General features: G+C 60.7%; 4 protein-coding genes. 3 read left to right on the forward strand and 1 reads right to left on the reverse strand.

All coding sequences use genetic code 11. The features are described from left to right. The 3 genes from VGY55_16695 to fabF all read left to right on the forward strand — a co-directional run. Nucleotides 1-423 (forward strand): SDR family oxidoreductase (locus tag VGY55_16695; GenBank protein ID HEV2971617.1); only part of this gene is annotated, 423 nt, incomplete at its 5' end. A gap of 305 nt (nt 424-728) precedes the next feature. Next, nucleotides 729-965, forward strand: coding sequence for an acyl carrier protein (locus VGY55_16700; protein HEV2971618.1), 237 nt, complete (start codon nt 729-731; stop codon nt 963-965). 4 nt (nt 966-969) lie between these two features. Continuing rightward, on the forward strand, nt 970-2226 hold the full coding sequence (gene fabF / locus VGY55_16705; protein HEV2971619.1) for a beta-ketoacyl-ACP synthase II: 1257 nt from the start codon (nt 970-972) through the stop codon (nt 2224-2226). A 12-nt stretch (nt 2227-2238) separates the two neighbouring features. Here the strand turns inward: fabF and VGY55_16710 are convergent, their stop codons facing one another. Beyond that, entirely contained in the window at nt 2239-3765 is a 1527-nt protein-coding gene (locus VGY55_16710) for a sulfatase-like hydrolase/transferase (protein HEV2971620.1), read from the reverse strand. Nucleotides 3766-3915: the final 150 nt, after the last annotated feature.

A 3915-nucleotide genomic window follows, 5' to 3' on the forward strand; every position in this document is an offset into this window, starting at 1 on the left:
GAAGTGATCGACACGAACCTGCGCGGCACGTTCCTCTTCGCTCGCGCCGCCACTCGCCCGATGATGCAAGCTCGCTACGGCCGGATCGTCAATATCTCGAGCGTTTCCGGAGTCCGCGGAAATCCCGGGCAGGCGAACTACTCGGCCTCGAAAGCGGCGGTGATCGGATTCAGCCGCACGGTTGCGCGGGAGCTGGCGAGCCGCAAGATCACGGTCAACGTGGTCGCCCCTGGCTTCGTCGAGACCGACATGACCGCGGTGCTCGGTGAAGCGATGATGGACGAAGTGGTCAAGAAAATGATTCCCGCCAAGCGGATCGGCAAGCCGGAAGAAGTGGCGGACGCCGTGCTCTATTTCGCCTCCCCGGCCAGCGGCTTCGTCACGGGGCAGGTGCTGGTCGTGGATGGCGGATTTACGGTCTAGAAATGCCTAACAAATCTGGCGGAGACTGTCCCCCTTTTGCGGAGTTCGCGGAGCAAAACGGGGACTGTCCCCTTCTCCCAGCCGGATTTGTTCGGCGCTCTGAAAACGGTAAGTGCTTCCGATATAGACAGAACGCTAAAAACTCGGTATATCTTGACCTGACTTGTGGAAATCCTCTATCTTGAGGCGCTTTCCTACTAGCAGTCGAAAAAATCAGCGTTGCTCGCGCGACCCACGGGATGGGCGGGGTGCGTGGCGCCTAATGCCTTTGTTGCCCTAATTGCATCTACAGGAGGAACCCGAAGGTGGCTTCCGTTAAAGAGCGTGTCATCGACATCGTGGCCGAGCAGTTGGGGGTCAACAAGGAGCAGGTCACCCCGGAAACGTCCTACGTCAACGACTTGGGCGCCGATTCGTTGGACGTGGTTGAACTCGTGATGGAATTCGAGGAAGAATTCGACATCAATATTCCCGACGACGCGGCGGAGAAGATCCAAACCGTCGGGCAAACCATCGAATACATCGAGAAACACCAATCCTGACCGCATGTGCATAAAACGACGCGTCGTCGTCACCGGCCTGGGGGCGGTCACCTCGCTCAGTCTAAAAGTTGAGGATCTCTGGCAGCGGATTCTTCGCGGCGAGAGCGGCATTCACCCCTTGCGCCTGTTTGATACGACCCGATACAAGGTCAAGTTTGCCGGCGACATCTACGATTGGTCGCCGGGTGAGTATATATCGGCCAGGGAAGAAAAGCGCCTGGACCGGTTTACTCAGCTTGCGCTGGTGGCGGGGATCGACGCCGTGCGCGATTCTGGGCTCGATTTCTCGCGCGAAGATCCGTTTCGAGCCGGAGTGATTCTTGGCTCGGGCATCGGCGGCCTCAGTGAGATCGAATCGCAGCATCTCCGGCTGATCCAGAAAGGCCCGGATAAAGTCTCAGCCTTCACGATCCCCAAGCTGATGGTCAATGCAGCCAGCGGCTATATGTCGATTCAGTTTGGCCTGCGCGGCCCGAACACGGCCGTGGCCACCGCCTGCGCCAGCGCCGCCAACGCCATCGGCGACGCCTTCAAGACGATCCAATACGGCGAAGCCGACATCATGGTCACCGGCGGCACCGAGGCCGCGATCACTCAGATGGGCATCGCCGGCTTTTCCAACATGAAGGCCCTCTCGGAGCGAAACGACGAGCCGGCCAAGGCCAGCCGCCCCTTCGATCGCGATCGCGACGGGTTTGTGCTCAGCGAAGGGGCGGGGCTTTTGGTGATTGAAGAACTCGCGCACGCTAAAGCGCGCGGCGCAAGAATCTACGCGGAATTGCTCGGCTGCGGCGCGACGGCCGACGGCGGCCATATCACGCAGCCGGACGAAAGCGGCGCCGGCGCGGCCAACGCCATGCGCCGGGCGTTGAACGACGGCGGAGTCAATCCCGACGAGATCGCCTATATCAATGCCCACGGCACCAGCACACCGCTCGGCGATCAGGCCGAGACGAAGGCCGTCAAGAAAATCTTCGGCGATCATGCCCATCGGCTCAGCATCTCGAGCACGAAGAGCCAGTTGGGCCACATGCTCGGCGCGAGCGGCGGGGTCGAGCTGATCCTCACCATCCTGGCGGTCCGCGACGGGACCATTCCGCCGACGATCAACTACGATACGCCCGATCCCTTGTGCGACTTGGATTACACGCCGAACGAAGCTCGCCGGCGCGACGTGCCCGTCGCGATGAGCAACAGCTTCGGTTTCGGCGGGCACAACGCCTCGCTCGTCGTCGGCCGCCTCCGCAACGGCTCGCGGTAGCCGCTAGCGGCATCAATCCGTCGCGCGAAGGATGTGGGCTTGAATCAACCTGCGTTCGTCGTCCGTCAATTCTACCTTACCCAGTTCGATCGTGAGCTTGGCGATCTTTCCGTTGAAGCGGAAGGGCACCTGGTAGTCGTTGTCGTCCACTGGCGTGCGCGTGTCGACGCCCACGTCGAACGTCTCGTCAATCGACATGATGAAAGGAATCGTGTGCGCGACCTTCTTCCTGGCGACTTCTTTGCCGTCAACTGTCAGCACGCCCTCTCCCCCTTTGCCGAAACCTGGCCCGTCGTATTTGAAGTCGAATACGATCGTGTGTTGTCCCGATGCAAGCGCTTCCTTGCCCTCCCAACGGAACCGCTCGAGATCGAGCAGGTTGTAGAGGAAAACGGGTTTACTCTTGAGCAAGTAAAGCCCGTAACCGCCGAATCGGCCTCCTTCGGTGACGAGCATCCCTTCGCCGCCCCCGTTCGGGACCTCAACATTGGCGGTAATCGTGTAGGACTTGTTTAGAATGCTCGGCGCGTCGCTGGGCGGGAGACCGGGCAACTCGCCCGAGTACGTAAAGAGCGTGCGTCCCGCGGTGGCGCTCGGCCGAGGCGCGAGGAGGCGCGGCAAGACCGAATTGTCGAGCGGAAACACGTTGTATTTCGTCGCCTCCACCAGGAAGAGTTCCTTCATGTCGCGGAGCTTGTCGGGCATCTTCGCCGCGAGATCGTTGTCCTCGGAATAATCCTCGGCGATGTTGTAGAGTTCCCACTTGTAGCCATTGACCACGTCATCGGGCAGTTTGGCCGTGCCCAAGAGCCACGGCGGAACGGGCGGGGTCGTGCAGGCGATCCAGCCGTCGTGGTAAATCGCGCGGTTGGCAAACATTTCGAAATACTGCGTATCGCGCTTCGAGGGCGCATTGGCGTTGGCCTTGTCGAATGTATAGGCCATGCTCACGCCCTCGATTGGCTTTTGTGCAATGCCGTTGACCATCACCGGCGCATGAATGCCGGTGGCTTCGAGGAGTGTCGGCACGATGTCGATCATGTGGTGGAACTGCGTGCGGATGCCGCCCGCGTCCTTGATGCGATTCGGCCAGGCGATGCACATCCCCTGCCGCGTGCCTCCGAAATGCGAAGCCACCTGCTTCGTCCATTTGAACGGCGTGTCGAACGCCCACGACCACGCCACCGACATGTGCGGATAGGTCGCCGCCGAACCCCAAGCGTTGTAAGCCTTCATCTGCTCGGCGATCGGTAGGTCTAGGATGCCGTTGTAGGCCGTCATCTGGTTCGGCGTGCCGACGGTCGTCCCTTCGGCGCTCGTGCCGTTGTCGCCCGAGATGTAAATGATGAGCGTGTTGTCGAGCTTGCCCATGTCTTCGACGGCCTGGATCACGCGACCAATTTCATGGTCGGTATAGGCCACGTACGCGGCGAACACCTCCGCCTGGCGCGCGAAGAGCTTTTTCTGTTCCGCGGTGAGCGTTTCCCACTTCGCCAATTCGTCCGGCCACGGTGTCAGCTTCGTGCCGGGCGGAATCACGCCGAGCCGCTTCGGGTGAGCGTCTTATTAGTTGGTAGATTCAGACGGCGGTTCCGTACCAGAAGGTTTCCCATTGGCCGGGTTGGCTGAGGAAGAGCGCTCGCAGATGGCAGACGTTATTGCTGCCGCGTTCTCGCCACCGCATGCCCG

This window comes from Pirellulales bacterium (genome assembly GCA_035939775.1).
Taxonomy (GTDB): Bacteria; Planctomycetota; Planctomycetia; order Pirellulales; family DATAWG01; genus DASZFO01.